The 18,225-nt window shown below is 65.7% G+C and carries 12 protein-coding genes; 7 read left to right on the top strand and 5 right to left on the bottom strand.

What is annotated here, in order from left to right:
• Positions 1-23 precede the first annotated feature (23 nt).
• From ACUXH0_RS23100 to fliD, 6 genes are all read left to right on the top strand, one after another.
• A complete protein-coding gene (locus tag ACUXH0_RS23100) occupies positions 24-1,034 on the top strand; it encodes a zinc-dependent alcohol dehydrogenase family protein (protein ID WP_012430425.1) in 1,011 nt (336 codons plus the stop codon).
• An 80-nt stretch (positions 1,035-1,114) separates the two neighbouring features.
• Positions 1,115-1,570 carry a universal stress protein gene (locus tag ACUXH0_RS23095; protein WP_004633994.1) on the top strand — a complete coding sequence of 152 codons (456 nt, stop codon included), beginning with the start codon at positions 1,115-1,117 and terminating at the stop codon, positions 1,568-1,570.
• Between the two features lie 59 nt (positions 1,571-1,629).
• Positions 1,630-1,779, top strand: coding sequence for a hypothetical protein (locus ACUXH0_RS23090; protein ID WP_157039910.1), 150 nt, complete (start codon positions 1,630-1,632; stop codon positions 1,777-1,779).
• A 247-nt stretch (positions 1,780-2,026) separates the two neighbouring features.
• On the top strand, positions 2,027-2,920 hold the full coding sequence (locus ACUXH0_RS23085) for a class II glutamine amidotransferase (protein ID WP_004633991.1): 894 nt from the start codon (positions 2,027-2,029) through the stop codon (positions 2,918-2,920).
• Between the two features lie 243 nt (positions 2,921-3,163).
• Positions 3,164-9,013, top strand: a complete 5,850-nt coding sequence (gene uvrA, locus ACUXH0_RS23080) for an excinuclease ABC subunit UvrA (RefSeq protein ID WP_182594688.1) — start codon at positions 3,164-3,166, stop codon at positions 9,011-9,013.
• 197 nt (positions 9,014-9,210) lie between these two features.
• Positions 9,211-11,247 (top strand): flagellar filament capping protein FliD, encoded by a 2,037-nt coding sequence (gene fliD, locus ACUXH0_RS23075; protein WP_182594689.1) that lies wholly within the window; start codon positions 9,211-9,213, stop codon positions 11,245-11,247.
• A 203-nt stretch (positions 11,248-11,450) separates the two neighbouring features.
• Here fliD and ACUXH0_RS23070 read toward each other — a convergent pair whose 3' ends face one another.
• A complete protein-coding gene (locus ACUXH0_RS23070; protein WP_015855746.1) occupies positions 11,451-11,585 on the bottom strand; it encodes a hypothetical protein in 135 nt (44 codons plus the stop codon).
• Between ACUXH0_RS23070 and ACUXH0_RS23065 the strand changes: the two genes are divergently transcribed.
• Complete coding sequence (locus tag ACUXH0_RS23065; protein ID WP_182594690.1) at positions 11,580-12,110, top strand: hypothetical protein; 531 nt, start codon at positions 11,580-11,582, stop codon at positions 12,108-12,110. The genes ACUXH0_RS23070 and ACUXH0_RS23065 overlap by 6 nt on opposite strands.
• Before the next feature lie 130 nt (positions 12,111-12,240).
• Here the strand turns inward: ACUXH0_RS23065 and ACUXH0_RS23060 are convergent, their stop codons facing one another.
• From ACUXH0_RS23060 to ACUXH0_RS23045, 4 genes are all read right to left on the bottom strand, one after another.
• Positions 12,241-14,967, bottom strand: coding sequence for an FtsK/SpoIIIE family DNA translocase (locus tag ACUXH0_RS23060; protein WP_012430429.1), 2,727 nt, complete (start codon positions 14,965-14,967; stop codon positions 12,241-12,243).
• A 150-nt stretch (positions 14,968-15,117) separates the two neighbouring features.
• Positions 15,118-16,419 (bottom strand): MFS transporter, encoded by a 1,302-nt coding sequence (locus ACUXH0_RS23055; protein WP_004633984.1) that lies wholly within the window; start codon positions 16,417-16,419, stop codon positions 15,118-15,120.
• Positions 16,420-16,471: 52 nt separating this feature from the next.
• On the bottom strand, positions 16,472-17,374 hold the full coding sequence (locus tag ACUXH0_RS23050; RefSeq protein ID WP_012430430.1) for an SMP-30/gluconolactonase/LRE family protein: 903 nt from the start codon (positions 17,372-17,374) through the stop codon (positions 16,472-16,474).
• Between the two features lie 4 nt (positions 17,375-17,378).
• Positions 17,379-18,224: an NAD-dependent epimerase/dehydratase family protein gene (locus ACUXH0_RS23045; RefSeq protein ID WP_012430431.1), complete on the bottom strand. Its 846-nt coding sequence runs from the start codon at positions 18,222-18,224 to the stop codon at positions 17,379-17,381.
• Between the last annotated feature and the right edge of the window lies 1 nt (position 18,225).

Raw genomic sequence — 18,225 nt, 5'->3', positions numbered from 1 at the left:
ACACGCCAACCTCGGAGACAGCGATGCCTGAATCGATGCAGGCCATGGTGATGGAAGGTGCCGGAAAGCCATTGATCTGGCGTGATGTGCCTATGCCCACGCCTGGGCCCGGTGAGGTCCGGATCGCGGTGTCCGCGTGTGGCGTCTGCCGTACGGACCTCCATATCGTAGACGGTGAACTGACCACCCCAAAACCCTCCCTGATTCCCGGCCACGAAATCGTAGGCATCGTCGAGTCATGCGGCGAAGGCGTGACGGCGCCCACCCCGGGCGAGCGCGTTGGCGTGCCGTGGCTCGGCTGGACGTGCGGCGTCTGCCCGTACTGCCTGCACGGGCGCGAAAACCTGTGCGACCACCCTGCCTTCACCGGCTACACGCGCGATGGCGGCTATGCGCAATACGCCGTTTGCGACGCCCGGTACTGCCTGCCGATTCCCGCGCGGTACGACGACGCCCACGCCGCGCCGCTGCTCTGTGCGGGGCTGATCGGCTACCGCACGCTGCGCATGGCCGGCGATGCACGCAGGATCGGCATCTACGGCTTTGGCGCTGCGGCCCACCTCATCACGCAGATCGCCGTGGCGGAGCAGCGCGAGGTCTTCGCCTTCACCCGCACCGGTGACACTGCGGCTCAACATCTTGCGCTGGACACCGGTGCCAGTTGGGCAGGCGCCAGCGACACCCCCGCACCGGAACAGCTCGACGCCGCGTTGATCTTCGCGCCCATCGGCGCGCTCGTGCCGCAGGCGCTGCAGGCCGTGGTCAAGGGCGGCTCGGTGGTTTGCGGCGGCATTCACATGAGCGACATCCCGGCATTTCCGTACCGGTTGCTATGGGAAGAGCGCAAGCTTGTCTCCGTCGCAAACCTGACGCGGGCCGATGGACTCGCGCTCATGCGCATCGCGGCGGAAGTCCCGTTGCGGGTGCACGTCACGCCCTATCCGCTGCAAGACGCCAACACCGCCTTGGAAGACCTCCGCGCCGGACGCGTGGCGGGCGCTGCCGTCCTGCAGGTGCCGTCGAAAGACCTTTGACGCGCATCAACAGCCCACGCGCCACGCTGTCTACGCTGGTTACACGCGGTGCCCGACTGCGCAACGCCTTGGAGACCACCATGTACCAACGAATCCTGCTCGCCGTCGACGGCAGCCACGCGTCCTACCTCGCGCTGCACCAAGCCATTGTGGTCAGCAAGGCGACGGGCGCGGAAGTCGAAGCCCTCTTCGTTGCCGATAGCAGCGACATCACCTTCGACATGGTTGGATCTGACTCGATTGCCTACGCCAAGCAGGTCGCCGGCTACGGCCGCGACACGCTTGCCGAGGTATCGAAGAAGCTGGATGCCGCAGGCGTCAAACATTCGACCAAGCTGCTCGAAAACTCCATTGCGCCCGGGCAGATCTCCGCAACGATCGTCGCAGAAGCCAACGAGACCGCAACCGACCTGATCGTGCTCGGCACACATGGCCGGCGTGGGCTCAAGCATCTGGTGCTCGGCAGCGTGGCCGAAGGCGTGGTCCGCAAGACCAACAAGCCGGTATTGATGGTGCGTAGTGAGGTCGAGGAATAAAGAACATCCATTGAGCGCTGCCCTCGCGGGTGTGTTCGGAGGCACTCGGCTGCCATTCCGTGCGCAACGACACGCGCAATCCGATCCGCCGGCTGGATGAGGCTCTCAAACCGCTGACCGACCCCGCACCGCTGGCCATGGTGATGCGTTTTGACGACAGTGTTGCCGTGCTGAACTTACGGGTCCGGGCCCGAACCGAGCACTTCTGAGACGCGCGCTGGACGCTCGCCCGGCAAGTCCGCACAGCCCGTGCAGGGGCCCGCTGCGCCGTGCACGTGCGGATTCGCGAGCTGTCTATCGTGCGTGAAGCCGGCCCAAAAACAGGTGACGGACGTGACCCTCAAGGCCGCGAAGCCGCCCGGACCATGGCCGGATGAGGGTTGGGATTTGCTTGTGCATTCACAAACGCATTGCATAGACTCACCTTTCAAGGAATCCCTTATAGGCAAACGCATCATGTGTCGCTGGCTGGCGTATTCAGGCAATCCCATTCAGATGGAGACAGTGCTGTTCCGGCCGCGGCACTCGTTGATCGACCAGAGTCTGCGCTCCCGCCTTGGCGGCGAGACGACCACCAACGGCGACGGTTTCGGCATCGGGTGGTACGGCCGTTACTCTGAAGTGCCCTTTCGATACCGCTGCCTGCATCCCGCGTGGAACGACACCAACCTGCGTGAAGCCGCCCGCGCCATCCGCTCGTCGATGTTCATCGCCCACGTGCGAGCGGCCACCGACACCCCGGCGCAAGAGACCAACTGCCATCCGTTCCGCTACGGCCGGTGGCTTTTTGCGCACAACGGGTTGATCCGCGAATACCCATTGCTCCGCCGCGCGCTGATGATGGAAGTGGCGCCGGAGCTGTTCCGCTGGATCGAAGGCTCGACCGATTCCGAGATCATGTTTTTCCTGGCGCTGTCGTTCGGGCTCGACCGCGACCCGCGCGGCGCGCTCGAACAGATGGTCGGGCTGATCGAAGACATCGGCCGCCGCCACGGCGTCGAATACCCGCTAAACATGACGGTCTGCGCGACGGACGGCGTTCAGATCGTGGCTGCGCGCTACTCCAGCGAGGGCGAATCGCGCTCGCTGTTCCATAGCACGTCGTTCAGGCATCTGCACCAGCTCTATCCTGACAGCGCCGCGATTGAAGACGCCGGCGACGACGCCTTCCTTGTGCTGTCCGAACCGCTTGTCGACCTGCCCGGCGCATGGGCCGAGATTCCCGAAGAGACCGTCGTGATCGTCAAGGGCGGCGTGGTCGAGCACCACCGTTTTGTCCCGCGCAAGCCCGGCCCCACGGGCTTCGACCTGCCCGCCAACCAGGCTTCTTATGGGCGCGAGGCGGGCTGATCGCCCTGCCGCAGGGGTGATACAAGCATCACCCCACTCTTTTTCCCCCTCCGCTGAAACCTCCTGACAAAACGCTGTCAGGAGCCTTGCGTTAGGCTCCCGCCCACGACTTGTTCCGTAGACAAACCGGATCTTGATAATCCGCTACAGTTTACGGCTCGAATTCTGATTGCCGGCGCAGCGGCCGATGCTTTAGCCCCGCCGGCATGCCCCCTTACCTCCAAGCTCCAAGGAACGCCCTCCATGTCCTCCGGTGTCATTCGCCTGCGCGGAGCCCGTCAGCACAATCTCAAAAACCTCGATCTGGACCTCCGTACGGGCGAAATGACCGTCGTGACCGGCCCGTCGGGCTCCGGCAAGTCCAGCCTCGTTTTCGACACGCTCTACGCCGAAGGCCAGCGCCGCTACGTCGAGACCTTCAGCGCCTATGCGCGTCAGTTCCTCGACCGCATGGACCGGCCGCAGGTCGAGCACGTCGAAGGCGTGCCGCCCGCCATCGCCATCGACCAGACCAACCCCGTGCGCAGCTCGCGCTCGACGGTCGGCACGATGACGGAACTGAACGATCACCTGAAGCTGCTGTTTGCGCGCGCCGCCCAGCTGTTCGACCGCGACACCGCGCTGCCGGTGCGCCACGACACGCCGGAAACGATCTACGACGAGCTGCTCTCGCGCACGCGCGATGGCGATCCACGCCTGGTGGTGACCTTTCCCGTCGAACTGCCCGCCAATACGAGCCCTGAAGAAGTCACGCAATGGCTGTCGGTCAGCGGCTATACGCGCGTGCAGGCCGAGCGCGTGGTGGAGTCCTCCACGGGCAAGCGCAAGCTGCTCGATGTGGTGGCCGACCGCTTCCGTCTGCAGGGCACCGAGCGTGCCCGCGCGCTGGAGGCCATTGAGTCGTCGCTCAAGCGCGGCGGCGGGCGCGTCAGCGTGTATGTCTTGCCGGCCGATGAAGGTGCGGAGCCGACCATCTGGCGCTTTTCCACCGGCCTGCACTGCCCCGAAAGCGACCTGCGCTACGCAGACCCGCAACCCGCTCTCTTCTCGTTCAATTCCGCTTATGGCGCGTGCGATACCTGCCGTGGTTTCGGCCGCGTGATCGGCGTCGATCTTGGACTGGTGATTCCGGACGAGCGCAAGACGCTGCGCGACGGTGCCATCAAGCCGATGCAGACGCCGGCCTGGAAGGAATGCCAGGACGATCTGATGCGCTATGCCGCCGCAGCCGACATCCCGCGCGGCACGCCGTGGACAGAGATGACCGAAGCCCAGCGCAACTGGGTCATCAATGGAGACCCGGCCTTCAAACGCGGCGGCTGGAACAAGCAGTGGTACGGCGTGCGCCGCTTCTTCGACTACCTGGAGTCGAAGGCCTACAAGATGCACATCCGCGTGCTGCTCTCCAAGTACCGCAGCTACACGACCTGCGAAACCTGCGGCGGTGCACGACTGAAAACCGAGTCGATGCAGTGGCGCCTGGGCACCAAGGAAAACGCCGACGCCGTGCTCGCACCCGAACACCGCTTCATGCCGCGCGGCGTGGCCTGGAGCCGCACCCAGCTCGAAGCCTTGCCCGGGCTGACCGTGCACGACCTGATGCTGCTGCCGATCGAGCGCATCCGCCGTTTCTTCGATGAACTGACGCTGCCGTCCACACTGCTCGACGACGCGCTCAAGCTGCTGCTGGACGAGGTGCGCACACGGCTGGCGTATCTGTGCGACGTGGGCATCGGCTACCTGACGCTCGATCGCCAGAGCCGCACGCTGTCGGGCGGGGAAGTGCAGCGGATCAACCTGACGACGGCGCTGGGCACATCGCTCGTCAACACGCTGTTCGTGCTGGATGAACCCAGCATCGGCCTGCACCCGCGCGATCTGGATCGCATTGTCGAAGCCATGCAGCGCCTGCGCGACGCGGGCAACACGCTGGTGGTGGTCGAGCACGATCCGTCCGTAATGCTGGCTGCGGACCGCCTGATCGACATGGGGCCCGGCCCCGGCGAGCGTGGGGGCAACATCGTCTTTGACGGCACGCCTGCGGCCATCCGTCAGGCCGATACGCTCACGGGCGCGTATCTGTCGGGGCAGCGCCGCGTGGCCGACGCCACGGATTGGCAGGCGCGCCCCGTCACCGACGCCACGCCGCGGCTGGTGCTCGAAGGCGCGTCGGAACACAACCTGCGCGATGTCACGGTGGAAGTTCCGCTGCAGCGCCTGGTGTGCGTGACCGGCGTGTCCGGCTCGGGCAAATCGACGTTGATCCAGGACGTGCTGCACCCGGCGCTGGCGCGGCATTTCGGCAAGGCAACGGAATCGCCCGGCGCATTCCGCGCCTTGCGCGGTGCCGATCAGATCAGCGACGTGGTGTTCGTTGACCAATCCCCGATCGGCAAGACCGCGCGTTCGAACCCGGCCAGCTACGTTGGCGCGTTTGATGAAATCCGCAAGCTGTTTGCCAAGGCGCCGATGGCGCTGCAGCGCGGCTACACGGCCGGCACGTTCAGCTTCAACTCGGGCGACGGCCGTTGCCCGACCTGCGGCGGCTCGGGCTTCGAGCACGTCGAGATGCAGTTCCTCTCCGACATCTACCTGCGCTGCCCGGATTGCGACGGCACGCGCTATCGCGCCGAAATCCTGGAAGTGAAGCTGCCGCGTGCCGGCCGCGCATTGTCCGTGGCCGATGTGCTGGAACTGACGGTGAGCGAAGCCGCCAGCGTGTTCGCCGAAGACGCCGACGTGCTGCGCGTGCTGCAACCGATCGTCGACGTGGGCCTGGAATACGTGAAGCTTGGCCAACCGGTGCCGACGCTCTCCGGCGGCGAGGCCCAACGCCTGAAGCTGGCGGGCTTCCTGGCCGAAGCCGCGCAGGCCGCCCAGGCCGCGGCGCGCAAGCGCGTCAAGCAGGACGTGCCCGCCAACGCCGGCCGCCTGTTCATGTTCGACGAGCCCACCACGGGCCTGCACTTTGACGACATCGCCAAGCTGATGCGGGCGTTCGGCAAGCTGCTCGACGCCGGGCATTCGCTGATCGTGATCGAACACAACCTCGACGTGGTGCGTGCGGCGGATTGGATCATCGACCTCGGCCCCGAGGGCGGCGACGCCGGCGGCCTGCTGGTCTGCGCCGGCACGCCTGCGCAGGTCAAAGACTGCGCTGCATCGCACACGGGCGCCGCGCTCAAGCAATACGAAGCCAGCGTTGGTCAGCCGGAAGCCATCGAAGGCGTGCCGCTGCAGACGGCACTGGCCGAGCGCCGCGCCAAGCGCGCTGCGCTGGCGGAAGTCCAGGGCGAAAACGTCGTGCGCATCGTCCACGCCCACGAGCACAACCTCAAGGGCCTGAACGTCGACATTCCGCACGGCAAGTTCAACGTGGTGACGGGCGTATCGGGTTCGGGCAAGTCGACGCTGGCGTTCGACATCCTCTTCCACGAGGGGCAGCGACGCTATCTTGAATCGCTCAACGCGTATGCACGTTCCATCGTGCAGCCCGCGGGGCGGCCGGAAGTCGATGCCGTCTATGGCATTCCGCCCACCGTGGCGATTGAGCAGCGCCTGTCGCGCGGCGGCCGCAAGAGCACGGTGGCGACCACGTCCGAGGTGTGGCACTTCCTGCGACTGCTGTATGTGAAGCTCGGCGTGCAGCACTGCATCCACGACGGCACGCCGGTGTCGGCGCAAAGCCCGGAGGCGATCTTTGCGCAGCTCATACGCGATCATCGCGGCCAGCACATCGGCCTGCTTGCGCCGCTGGTCCTGAACCGCAAGGGCGTCTATACCGACCTTGCCAAATGGGCCAAGGCCCGCGGCTATACGCATCTGCGCGTCGATGGCGAATTCCTGAGCGTCGACCCGTGGCCGCGCCTGGACCGCTTCCGCGAGCACACGCTGGAACTGCCCGTCGGCGACATCGTTGTCTCGCCGGAAAACGAGGCCGCGCTGCGTGCGTTGCTGGAGCAGGCGCTGGAGTACGGCAAGGGCATCATGCACGTGCTCGCGCCGCTGGATGGCCTGCAGAGCGCCATGCACAAGGGCGGCACGGCGCACGTGGGCAGCGTCAAGGTCTTTTCGACCAAGCGCGCGTGCTCGACCTGCGGCACCAGCTACCCCGAGCTGGATCCGCGCATGTTCTCGTACAACAGCAAGCACGGCTGGTGCGCGAGCTGCGTCGGTACCGGGCTGGCGCTCACGCGCGAACAGCGCGCCGCGTTTGACGACACCGTGCTCAGCGGAGACGATCGCGGCCGCGAGCAGACGCTTCCTTCAGAGGAAGTCGATCCCGAAGGCATGACCGACCTGCCCTGCCCGGATTGCAACGGCACGCGCCTGAACCCGACGGCGCGCGCCGTCACCTTTGCCGACAGGCCCATCGTCGACATTGCGCAGTGGACGGTCAGCCAGACCCGCCGCTGGGTCGAGGGCCTGGACCTGACCGGCCGGGACGCCGACATCGCCCGCGATGTGGTGGCCGAGATTCACAGCCGCCTGTCGTTCCTGGAGGAAGTCGGCCTGGGCTACCTGAGCCTGGATCGCGCCGCGCCAAGCCTGTCGGGCGGTGAAGCCCAGCGTATCCGCCTGGCTGCGCAACTCGGCAGCAACCTGCAAGGCGTGTGCTACGTGCTGGATGAGCCGACCATCGGCCTGCATCCGCGCGACAACCAGATCCTGCTCGACGCGCTGCGCAAGCTGGGCGACAAGGGCAACACGCTGGTGGTGGTCGAGCATGATGAAGACACCATCCGCCGGGCCGACCACATCATCGACATCGGCCCGGGTGCCGGCAAGCGCGGCGGCACGCTGGTTGCGCAAGGCGGCGTGCAGGATCTGGCCGCGCAGCCGGATTCGCTCACGGGCCGGTTCCTGTCGCAGCCGATCGAGCATCCGCTGCAGCCCCGCCGCCAGGTGGTTGCGCCGCGCGGCGGCACGCAGGCGGTGCCGGAGCAATGGCTGACGGTGCACGGCGCCAAGCTGCACAACCTGCGCAACGTCACCGCGACGATGCCGCTGTCGCGTCTGGTGGCGATTACGGGCGTTTCGGGCTCGGGCAAATCGACGCTGGCGCGTGATGTGTTGATGACGAACCTGCTCGATGCGGTCGGCCGTTCGGTGCTGTCTTCGCCGGCTACGCGGCGCGCACGCAAAGCCGCGCAGGCAGAGGCGCCAGAGGCGAAGATGCCGCGCAAGCTCGACGTCAAACACGACTGGCACGGCTGCGACAGCGTCATCGGCTGGGAAACCATCGACCGCGTGCTGGAAGTCGACCAGACGCCGATCGGCAAGACGCCGCGCTCCTGCCCCGCCACGTACATCGGCGTGTGGGACACCATCCGCAAGCTCTTTGCCGACACACTCGAGGCGCGGGCACGCGGCTACACCGCCTCGCGCTTCTCGTTCAACACCGGCGACGGCCGCTGCCCTGCCTGTGAAGGCCAGGGCGTGCGCACCATCGCCATGAGCTTCCTGCCCGACGTGAAGGTCGGCTGCGACGTCTGCCACGGCCAGCGCTTCAATGCAGAAACGCTGGCCGTCACCTGGCGCGGCAAGAACATCGGCGATGTGCTGACCATGGAGATCGACGAAGCGGTCGAATTCTTTGGTGCGATGAACAGCATCGCCCACCCGCTGCAGTTGATGAAGGACGTGGGCCTCGGCTACCTGACGCTGGGCCAGCCCTCGCCCACGCTGTCCGGCGGCGAGGCGCAGCGCATCAAGCTTGTCACCGAGTTGTCCAAGGTGCGCGACGACGTGACGCGCCGCGGCCAGAAGCCGCCCCACACGCTCTACGTGCTGGACGAGCCGACGGTGGGCCTGCACATGGCCGACGTGGCCAAGCTCATTCGCGTGCTGCATCGCCTGGCGGACGGTGGCCACAGCGTGATCGTGATCGAGCACGACCTTGATGTGATTGCCGAGGCGGACTGGATTCTCGATCTCGGCCCCGAAGGCGGCGATGAAGGCGGCACGATCGTCGCGGCTTGCGGGCCGGAGGCGTTGACGCGCGTGGCGGCCAGCCATACTGGCGCAGCGTTGGTGCCGGTGCTGGCGCGCGGCAAGCAGGTCGATCCGAGCAAGGAAGGCGAGACGGTCTAGCGTGGCGCGCGGCGGTCTCCGCCCAGGTGGAGACCGCCGGCGTGGGGCGCAAGCTTCATGTGGCGCCAGCAATCCTTTCGCTTTCCTGAGCAAACCCGGGCAGAAAGCCTGTCGGAGCTGGGTTTGCCCTAAAGAAGGGCGCCTCGCCGCCGTCACATTGTGGAGATTGTGAAGAAAGCGTTTGCGCGCGTCCGACCATGGCCACCTCGTCCACGAGCAACAACTACGTTCCGCCGATCTCCATTCCGGGCATCGGGACGAACATCGACGTCAACACCCTTGTCACGAAGCTGATCCAGGCGGAAAGCAAGGGCATGACGCTGCGGCAGACGCAGCAAAAGGCCTTTCAGGCGCAACTGTCGGCAGTCGGCTCGCTCAAAAGCGCGCTGTCGACCGTCCAGACCGCGATGGCGGCCCTGAACAACCCGGACACATTCACCGGCAACAAGGCCAGCGGGCACGACACGTCGATCCTCACGGCTTCGCTGTCCAATACGGCGCCGGCTGGCTCGTACCAAATCAACGTGACGCAGCTTGCGCAGGCGCAGGTGGTATCGGCCGCCGGGCAGGCGTCCAGCAAGACGCCCATTGGCGGCGGCACGCCCACCACCCTCACCTTTTCTTTTGGGAATGTCTCGGGCGGCAGCTTTGCCAATGGCAAATACACGGGCGCCACGTTCACGCAGAACGGCAACCAGGCCGGCAGCTCGATCACGATCGACCCATCGAACAACACGCTCGCCGGTATCCGCGACGCCATCAATAGCGCCAACCTTGGCGTCTCGGCCAGCATCGTCAACGACGGCAGCAGTTCGCCTTATCGGCTGGTGCTGACGTCCACTGCGGGCGGCGCCAATTCGGAGATGAAGATTTCCGTGTCGGGCGACCCGGCCCTGCAATCCCTGCTGAGCCACGACCCGGCCGGCACGCAGAACATGACCGAGGTCGCCACAGGCCGCAACGCGCTTGCCACTGTCAACGGCATCAGCGTGCAAAGCGCCACCAACACACTGACGGACGTGGTGGATGGCACGTCGTTCACGCTCGCCAAGACCGGCAGCACGACCGTGACGGTGGGCAGCGACGCGGGCCAGGCCAGCCAGTCGGTGCTGAACTTCGTCAAGGCGTACAACGCGCTGCGCATCCAGCTCAACGCGCTGACCAAATTCGATACCGCGAACGCCGCCAACAACGGCGCGCTGGCCGGCGACGTCAGCACGAAGGCGATGATCAACCAGCTGACAGACGTGCTGGGCCAGGGCATCGGCAACGGCGCGTTCCAGTCGCTCGGCAGCATCGGCGTGACGATGGACAAGGAAGGGACGCTGTCGATTGACGACCCCAAGCTGTCCGCGGCCCTGAAGAAATCGCCCAGCCAGGTGGCGGCCGTATTTGCCGGCACCGGCATGGCAACGGATTCGCTGCTGAAGGTCGCGTCGTTTTCAACGACCACGCAAGCCGGCAGTTATGCCGTCAACGTCACTCAACTGGCGACGCAGGGCTCGCTCAAGGGCTCGGCGGCCGCCAACACGACCATCCAGAGCGGCGTGAACGACAGCCTGTCGGTCACGCTCAGCGGCATCACGACCAACATCAAGGTGCCGGCCGGCAGCTATACCGCGTCGAGCCTGGCCGCGCAGATTCAAAGCCAGGTCAACGCGTCGCCAGACTTGCAGAGAGCCAAGGTGGAAGTCGCCATCGGCACCGATGCCAATGGCGTGCTGACGCTGACCGACAAGCAATACGGCTCGGCATCGACGGTGTCGGTGTCAGGAAACGGCGCCGCGTCGCTGCTCGGCGGCAGCCCGACGGCCACGGCCGGTCGCGATGTACAAGGCACCATCAGCGGGGCGGCCGCCACGGGTTCGGGCCAGAACCTCTACGGCGCCAGCGGCTCGGCCGTTGATGGCCTGACGGTGCAAGTGTCTGGCGGTGCATTGGGCGACCGCGGCACCGTCACCGTGCAGCGTGGCTACGCGGCGCAACTGCACACCGTGTCAGGCAACTTGCTGTCGAACAACGGCATGGTGCAGAACGCCAGCGACGCCATCAACAACTCCATCACCTCGCTCGGCAAGGAAATCGATCTGATGCAGAAACAGCTCGATGCCAAGCAGGCGCTGTATTACACACAGTTCAATGCGCTATCGAAGATGGTAGCCAGCATGACGAATACGAGCAATTACCTGACGACGCAGTTGGCGATATTGCAGAAGCAGCGGACGGGGGGCTAAAGGTGCCTTGAGTGCGCCTCCGCTGCAGCCAACCGCTTAGTTACTGCTGCGGCTTCCCCCATAGCGTGGTGAGGAGGGCTATGGCGAGTTTGTATTGCAGGTTCATGTGAGAGAGCTGACTGACTTAGGAAGTGGAAACGCAAGCGCATGAGGCACACCGCCTCAACGCGCGCGCGTGACCTGCAAACATCTGCGCTCGACCATCATTTCGCGCCGGTCTTGGCTGGCGGCGAGATGGGCTGATCACCGGATGTCTCGTCCGGGTCGCGGTAGCTGGTGTCAATGGTGTAGCCCTGAGCCTTCAGCTTTTGCTCGGCGTTGGCGCGCTCGGCATGCATCTGGCGTTGCAGGCCTGGAGAGAGGTCACGCCAGTGTGGGCGGTCCTGCTCATTGAACGCATTGCGCTAGAAGTTGGCGTAGCCCTCGAGCTTGATCTTGACGAAGTACGCGCACGGCTCATCCACCTTCATGCGCGTCGAGGCGAACTGAAGCGCGGCGAAGCATGGTTGATGAAGTTCGACGAGATCAACGAGCAGACGCACGAGATGTCCAGCGTCACGGCTCGCACGCAGTTCATCTCGTCGCTCACGCAGAGCGGGCACGTGGCCGAGGCATTGCCGTATCTGGATTGGCTGCGCGATGTCTACGCGCACGTTCGCACCACCGATTCGCACTTCCTGTACATGCGCGGCATCCCGTTTTTCCCGAGTTTTCTGGAAAACAGCCTGCCCATTCTCAAGGCAAACATGCGGGCCGAGGCGGTCGCTCGGTGGTATGGCGTGTTGTCGGGGCAGTTGGATGAGGAAGGCGAGGCGCAGCTTGGGCAGTGGCTGCAATCGTTGATGGTCGCAGCCGAACGCTGAGTTTGTCCCTGGAGATTGAGGTGCGACTGCGGTTCTGTGTGAGCCTCAGTCGCCCATCGTTTTCAGGCCACCGGGAAAACGCAATGCAGGAGCCGCGCCGTGCCCGCCAGGAGTGGCCGGCAAGCGCGACTCACTCCCCACTACCTGGCGCCAGCACCTCACGCTGCCCATTCCGCCCCATCGGCGACACCAGCCCAGCCGCTTCCATCTGTTCGATGAGCCGCGCAGCACGGTTGTAGCCGATGCGCAGTTGCCGCTGCACGGAAGAAATCGACGCGCGGCGCGTGTTGAGCACGAACGCCGCCGCCTCGTCGTACAGCGGATCGGCTTCTGCCTCTCCACTTTCGCCACCGAACAAATCGCCGCTCGCGGCAGCTTCACCTGGATCACCGGCGAGGATGGCTTCGTCATATTCGGGCTCGCCAAACTGCTTCCAGTGTTCGACCACGCGGTGCACTTCTTCGTCGGCAACGAACGCGCCATGCACGCGTTGCGGATAACCCGTGCCCGGCGGCAGGAACAGCATGTCGCCCTGGCCCAGCAGCGATTCGGCGCCCATCTGGTCGAGAATCGTGCGCGAGTCGATCTTGGATGACACCTGGAACGCCACGCGCGTGGGAATGTTCGCCTTGATCAGGCCGGTGATGACGTCCACCGACGGCCGCTGCGTCGCCAGAATCAGATGGATGCCGGCGGCACGGGCCTTCTGCGCGAGGCGCGCGATCAGCTCTTCGATCTTCTTGCCAGCCACCATCATCAGGTCGGCCAGTTCGTCGATGACGACCACGATCAGCGGCAGCGTCGAGAGCGGCTCGGGCGCATCGGGCGTGAGCGAGAACGGATTCGGCACCTTACGGCCGGCCTGTTCCGCCGCGCGGATCTTCTGGTTGTAGCCGGCCAGGTTGCGCACGCCCAGCGCCGACATCAGGCGGTAGCGCTTTTCCATTTCGCCCACGCACCAGTTGAGCGCGTGCGCGGCCTGCTTCATGTCGGTGACGACCGGCGCGAGCAGATGCGGAATGCCCTCGTACACGGAGAGTTCCAGCATCTTCGGGTCGATCATGATCATGCGCACGTCGTCGGGCGTGGCCTTGTACAGCATCGACAGGATCATCGCGTTGACGGCCACCGACTTGCCGGAGCCCGTCGTGCCGGCCACCAGCAGGTGCGGGGCGCGTGCGAGATCGGTCACCACGGGGTTGCCGGTGATGTCTTTGCCCATAGCCAGCACGAGGTGCGACGCGTGCGACTGGAAATCCGCCGCATTCACGACTTCCGACAAGCGGATCATTTCGCGGTGGGCGTTGGGCAGCTCCAGCCCCATGCATGTCTTGCCTGGGATGGTCTCGACGACCCGGATGGACGTCACGCCCAGCGCACGCGCCAGGTCTTTCATCAGCCCGACCACCTGTGCGCCGCGCACGCCAATCGCCGGGTCAACCTCGAACCGCGTGATGACCGGGCCGGCCGATGCGCCAACGACCGTCACCGGCACTTTGAACTCCGCCAGACGCTGCGCGATCAGGTTGCTGGTCTCTTCCAGGTGCTCGGCGGAGACGGCTTCCGCGCTCGGGGATGCGGCGGTCAGCAATGCGGCACCCGGCAGGCGGTAGTCGATGATGCGTGGTATTGCAGGTGTGGCAGTTGGAGCGGGCGCAGGCGCTGCGGCGACGGCCGGTGCTGCGGCGCGCGACACCACCTCCCCCACCACGGCCGGCAAGACGATGCGCGGCTTAGGCGCAGGCATGACAGGCGCGACTTCCGGCTGCGCGGCCGGCTCGATGGACGGTGCTGCGGGCAGCGCTTCCGGCTCCGGCAGCGCTTCGGCAATCGGGGCGGCTTCGGCTTCCGCGATCGGTTCGGCAACCTCCGGGGCAGGCGTCGTTACGGGGGGCGCCATCAGGCCGCGCAGTTCGGCCAGGAGCGCTTCCGCCTCTTGGCGTACGGCATCCAGGTCGACAGTCGGGTTTTCTGCGACGGCGGCTTTCGCCTCCACCATCTCCGGCACCGTCGGCTCGACAAGGACAACCGGCTCGGCTGCGGGCACGACCTGCGGCGCAGGGGCTGCCAGGGCGGGCGTCTGCGTCTGCGTCTGCAGACCAAGTTGCGGTTGATGGAACGGGCTGCTGACGATGGTGGCGCGCGGTTTTGGGCGCGCCGGAGGCGCCTGCGGCGGAGTTGGCGGAGCTACAGGCGGCGCCTTGGCGGTTGCGGGCGCCTCTGCCGGCGTGCCCTTCTTTGCGTCGAGCAGCGGCCAGATTTCGCCAGGTTGCGGCGGCGACGGGCGCGTGCGCGGCGGCGGCTGCCATGCTGGCTGGCGGCGGGCAGACACGGCTTCGATGCCACGGTGCCGCACCGTCGGTTGTGCGGGGCCGGCATTACCGCTCCAGCGTGCCTCCCCTGCCCCACCCAGGCCGAGCGCAGTCGGCCTCAAGCCATCGTCAACAGGTTCGTCGTGGCGGGTGTCCGGTTCGGAAGACGCCTCGGGATCAGCGGCGCGACGGCGGTTGAACACCTGGCCCCACGATCGTCCGAACACCATGGGGGCGACCCAGATCAGCACGCCGAGCATCAGGAGAAACGCGCCCGTCCAGCCCAGCATGTGAGAGAACAGCGACGACAATGCGCGCCCGGCAGCACCGCCGGCCTTGTCCTGCGGGTCGGCGCCAGAAGTCAAGGCTTCAAGCGCGGCGCTGGCGCTCAGCGCGACGAGCGTCACCAGCCAGAGCCGCACGGTGCCTCGACCTTTGAGGAAGTCCCGCTCACCCGCCAGCGCGCGCGTCACATACCGCCACACCAGCGGCAGCAGCCACACGGTGGAAATGCCAAACCAGCCAAGCACCATTTCAAACGCCATCTACAAATGCCAGGCCGCGATTGTAGCGGGGCGCGCCACCGCCATGAGAATCGCCCGGCCGAAAAACACGCGGCCGGGCGTTCTGGCAACACGTTTCAGCGCAACGTGTCCGACGCAGTGGCGTGATCGGCGCGTCTGCGGCAACAGAAATCAGGCCGCAGTACTGGGCGCCGTCCCGCCGGGCTGCATCGGCACGGGGCGGGCCTGCTTGTCGTTGAGCAACGTCCACACGAGGATGGCGGCCACGATGTCGAACACGGCCAGCGCCACGAACAGCGGGTTGTAGCCGATGGTGGTTGCGAGCGTACCGACCGCCAGGGAGAACAGCATGCCGCCCATGTAACCCGACATGCCCGCCAGCCCCACGGCCGTGCCGACTTCATGCTTGCCGAACATGTCCGACGTGAGCGTGTATAGCGCGCCGGAGAGCGTCTGGTGCGCGAAACCGCCCACGCAGAACAGCGCAATCGCCGTGTATGGACTCGTCGCCAGTCCAATGCAGGCGGGGCCGATCATGCACAGGCAGCCCGTCACCATCACGAGCTTGCGCGACGTGACAAGCGACACCGAGAACCGCCTCTGGAACCATGGCGCCAGGTAGCCGCCCAGCACGCAGCCCACATCCGCCGCCAGGAACGGCAGCCACGCAAAGAGCGCGATCTCCTTCAGGTTCATATGGCGCTCGGTAGCCATATAGAGCGGAATCCAATAGTTGAACGTCTGCCACGCCGGCTCCGACAGAAAGCGCGGAATGGCGATACCCCAGAAGCGGCGGCCGCTGACGATCTTGCCCCATGAAGGCTTGGGCACGTTGGCGTCGTCGTCCGGCGTTTCCTGGCCGGCGCGGATGTAGTTGCGCTCTTCCTCCGACAGGCGATGGTGTTTGGCCGGCACGCGATACAGCAGGAACCACAGCACGCTCCACACCAGCCCGATGCCGCCGATCACGGCAAAGGCAAAGCGCCAGTTGCCGTGCAAAATGCACCAGACCACCAGAGGAGGCGCCACCACCGCCCCCACGGACGAGCCGATGTTGAACCAGCCGGTTGCAATCGACCGCTCCTTGGCCGGGAACCACTCCGCCGTTGCCCGCAGCGCCGACGGGAAACCCGCCGCCTCCGTCATCCCCAGCATCGCGCGGAACGCCGCCAGCGACAGCCAGCTGCCGGCCGTGCTGTGCAGCAGGCAGACCACCGACCACGCCGCCGCAAACAGCGCAAAACCCAGCTTGGTGCCCAGCACGTCGAGCACATAGCCCGCCACCGGCTGCATCACCATGTAGGCCGCCTGGAATGCCGCGACGATGTAGCCGTACTGCTGCGTGCTGATGTTCAGCACCTTGTTGACTTCAGGCGCCGCCACCGCCAGCGCATTACGCGCCAGGTAGTTCATGATCAGGCCGCTGAGTACGAGGCCGATGATCCACCAGCGCAAGCCTTTGATGGGTTTCATGTGTTGTCTCCTAAAGCCCCCGGTTCTTCTTGTGTGCGGGGCGTACTCAGTTTCAGAGGTGCAGGACGGGTTCCGGCAATCCAGTCACGCCCGGGCGCACGGCAAACGTGGCGCCCGAGAGCGGGTCGTCACCGATGCGGATCGACGTCACGAACAGGGTGTCCAGCCCGGGGCCGCCGAAGGCACACATGGCCGGTTTGGACGTAGGGATGGCGATGCTTCGATCAAGGCGGCCGTCTGGCGTGAAGCGATGCACAAACCCAGCATCGTTGCCGCAGATCCAGTAGCAACCATCGGCGTCCACGGCAGCGCCATCCGGACGCCCCGGGTACGCGTTCATGTCGATGAAAACGCGGCGGTTGTGCGGCGTGCCGGTGTCGATGTCGTAATCGAAGGCCCAGACCGTCTGGCGGCTTGCGTGCGAATCCGACAGATACATCGTCTTGCCCTCGGGGCTGAAGGCCAGGCCGTTCGGGACGATCAGGTCGTCGATGACGGCATCAACGCGCCCAGTGCGAGCGGCCGCCGCATCCAGGCGATACAGCTTGCCGAGCGGCAGGCCAAGCGAGGTGTCCAGCACCATCGTGCCGGCCCAAAACCGGCCTTGGCGATCGCAGCGACCGTCGTTGAAACGCATGTCAGGGCGCGCGTGCGCCACCGTGGCGAGGCGCTGCAGGGGCCCAAGCTCGATGCCGGGGCTGGGCGGTGGCGCGAGAAAGATGCCCGTTTCCATCGCCATCGCCCAACCGTTGGGCGCCATGGCTATACAGCCCGCCATCTCGGGCAGCGGCCAGTTGTTGGTCTGGCCGGAGAAGAAGTTCCAGCGCCACAGCGTGCGTCCCGGAATGTCCGTCCAGTACAGCGCCTGCTCACCCGCGTGCCAGACGGGGCTTTCGCCGACACCGCATTGCATGTTGCCAATCCGCTCGACTGCCGGCTCTACGTTCAGGTGCATTGCGTCAGTCTCCGAACGGGCCGGCTTTGACAAATGCACCGCCTTGATACTGCGCAGCCGGATCATCGGCAGGCAGCGGCGGCTGCGCTTCGACCTGCGCGCGGAAGATCTCGCTCGTCTGCGTAGGTGTGTAGCCGAGGTGCGCGGCGTGGCGGTTGTCCCACCAGCGGTCGCGGTTGTTCGACATGCCGTAGACCACGGTAAAGCCCACGTTCGGCACGAACAGCGCGCGGCGGATGAGCTGTTCGAGGTCGTCGTACCCGAGCCAGGTGACGAGCATGCGGCGGTCCTTCGCTTCGGCAAACGAAGAGCCGATGCGGATGGCAACCGTCTCGATGCCATAGCGATCGAAATAGAAGCTGGCGAGCTGTTCGCCAAACACCTTGCTCAGCCCGTAGTAGCCATCGGGCTTGGTGGGCACGGCGCTGTCGATCACCTCGCCCTGCTTGTAGAAGCCGATGGTGTGGTTCGAGCTGGCGAACACGATGCGCCGCACGCCATGACGGCGCGCCGCTTCGTACAGGTTGTAGGTGCCTGCGATATTGGCCGGCAGGATTTCTTCAAACGGCCGCTCGACCGATACGCCGCCCAGATGCACGATCGCATCCGTGCCAGCGACGAGCGCATCGACGGCTTTCGCGTCGGCAAGGTCGCACGGCACGATCTCTTCGCCGGTGCGCGCTTCACCAAGATTTGATATATCAGACAGGCGCAAAAAATCGGCGTACTTGGGCAACCGCTCGCGCAGCACCTTGCCGAGATTGCCGCCGGCGCCCGTGAGCAGCACGCGGTGGCAGCGTGTGGTCACGCCGTCGAGCGGGTCGTTTTGAATGTTCAATTCAGTCGTCATA

Source organism: Ralstonia sp. 110700041-2, from assembly GCF_056280165.1.
The sequence above is the reverse complement of the archived record's forward strand: the minus strand, read 5'-3'. Positions and strand labels throughout refer to the sequence as shown.

What these genes read in the sequence shown, in the direction of transcription:
- ACUXH0_RS23045 (WP_012430431.1), bottom strand. Translation starts at nt 18,224, where the DNA reads ATGACGACTGAATTGAACATTCAAAACGACCCGCTCGACGGCGTGACC.
- ACUXH0_RS23055 (WP_004633984.1), bottom strand. Translation starts at nt 16,419, where the DNA reads ATGAAACCCATCAAAGGCTTGCGCTGGTGGATCATCGGCCTCGTACTC.
- ACUXH0_RS23065 (WP_182594690.1), top strand. Translation starts at nt 11,580, where the DNA reads ATGCATCTGGCGTTGCAGGCCTGGAGAGAGGTCACGCCAGTGTGGGCG.
- ACUXH0_RS23085 (WP_004633991.1), top strand. Translation starts at nt 2,027, where the DNA reads ATGTGTCGCTGGCTGGCGTATTCAGGCAATCCCATTCAGATGGAGACA.
- ACUXH0_RS23100 (WP_012430425.1), top strand. Translation starts at nt 24, where the DNA reads ATGCCTGAATCGATGCAGGCCATGGTGATGGAAGGTGCCGGAAAGCCA.
- ACUXH0_RS23070 (WP_015855746.1), bottom strand. Translation starts at nt 11,585, where the DNA reads ATGCATGCCGAGCGCGCCAACGCCGAGCAAAAGCTGAAGGCTCAGGGC.
- uvrA (WP_182594688.1), top strand. Translation starts at nt 3,164, where the DNA reads ATGTCCTCCGGTGTCATTCGCCTGCGCGGAGCCCGTCAGCACAATCTC.
- ACUXH0_RS23050 (WP_012430430.1), bottom strand. Translation starts at nt 17,374, where the DNA reads ATGCACCTGAACGTAGAGCCGGCAGTCGAGCGGATTGGCAACATGCAA.
- ACUXH0_RS23060 (WP_012430429.1), bottom strand. Translation starts at nt 14,967, where the DNA reads ATGGCGTTTGAAATGGTGCTTGGCTGGTTTGGCATTTCCACCGTGTGG.
- ACUXH0_RS23095 (WP_004633994.1), top strand. Translation starts at nt 1,115, where the DNA reads ATGTACCAACGAATCCTGCTCGCCGTCGACGGCAGCCACGCGTCCTAC.
- fliD (WP_182594689.1), top strand. Translation starts at nt 9,211, where the DNA reads ATGGCCACCTCGTCCACGAGCAACAACTACGTTCCGCCGATCTCCATT.